The sequence below is a fragment of the Microcystis sp. M49636_WE2 genome, assembly GCF_030065375.1.
GTDB classification, from domain to species: domain Bacteria; phylum Cyanobacteriota; class Cyanobacteriia; order Cyanobacteriales; family Microcystaceae; genus Microcystis; species Microcystis aeruginosa_C.
On the sequence record NZ_JASJFG010000847.1, the window covers coordinates 1 to 1067 of the forward strand.

The 1067-nt window shown below is 41.7% G+C and carries 1 protein-coding gene; it reads right to left on the reverse strand.

The features are described 5' to 3' along the window. The coding region (gene mltA / locus PX484_RS19405) for a murein transglycosylase A (protein WP_288105183.1) at positions 1-1062 on the reverse strand (1062 nt) is incomplete at its 3' end. Between the last annotated feature and the right edge of the window lie 5 nt (positions 1063-1067).

Sequence of the window (1067 nt, forward strand, 5' to 3'; positions counted from 1 at the left end):
GCCAGCATTTTTTCCTGTTCCCATAAAAATATCTACCCTCCCAGTACCTTTAATCGCGCTGCCAGTATCTTGATCGAGAACATAGCGACTAACTAATTTTTTATTAAGATTTCCCTGGGGAATTTCTGTCTCAATTACTGCTAAAGCACCGGGGGGAAAAATACTTTTATCTGTAGCGATCGATCTTTCTGGTAAAACTGGAACTCCAATACTACCAGTGGCAGCTGCGCCGTGGGTTTCTCGAAAGAAAATAAACCGATTATTGCGGGGAATATAATTCTTTAATTGCTCAGGATTATTTCTGAGAAAATCTAAAACCATTGGTAAGGTTAAACCCTCAGCAGGAAAAATACCATCGGCAATCATTTCTTTTCCCAGACTGGTGTAGGGATGCTCGGTATTGCCATCAAAACCAATGCTCATAATTTGACCATTAGGTAAACGTAATTTCGCCGAACCTTGCACATGAACTAAATAAGCTTCTAAGCGATCTTTTAACCAGACTAATTCGTATCCCGCTAGACGGCTATTTTCCCCCAGTAAACCATCTTTTCCCTCTAATTCTACCCTAGCTGGATGGGGTTTTGACCAGCGAGAAAAGTTAGAAGGTCGGCGATAGAGAGGATATTTATACTCGGCGTTTTTTTGCCGACTTGCTTGATAAATTGGCTCAAAATAACCAGTAAATTTAACATTTCCTTGGCTATCATTACCCAAAGAACGATACCAAATAAATTCTTTTTTAACTGCCTTTTGTAGAGCTGCGGGAGTGGGAGAATTCTGCACTAATTGACGAAAACGTACTAAGGAACGCTGCACTCGCTGACGAGTTATTTCAGGAATAGGATAATTTTGATAGGCGCGGATCGCCGCCGAGCTATTCAGATAACGTAAACTATGATCGATCGCTTGTAGTAGGGTTTTTTTGTCCGTTAGCAGTCGTTCATCGTATCCCGTAGATGTTCCTAATTCTGAGATTTCAAAACGTTCTAGGGGCAAATTTGCGGGGGTGAGGGCAATTAATCCCAAGCTGAGGGGGAGGAGTGTCAAAAGGTGTTTCATGGTGA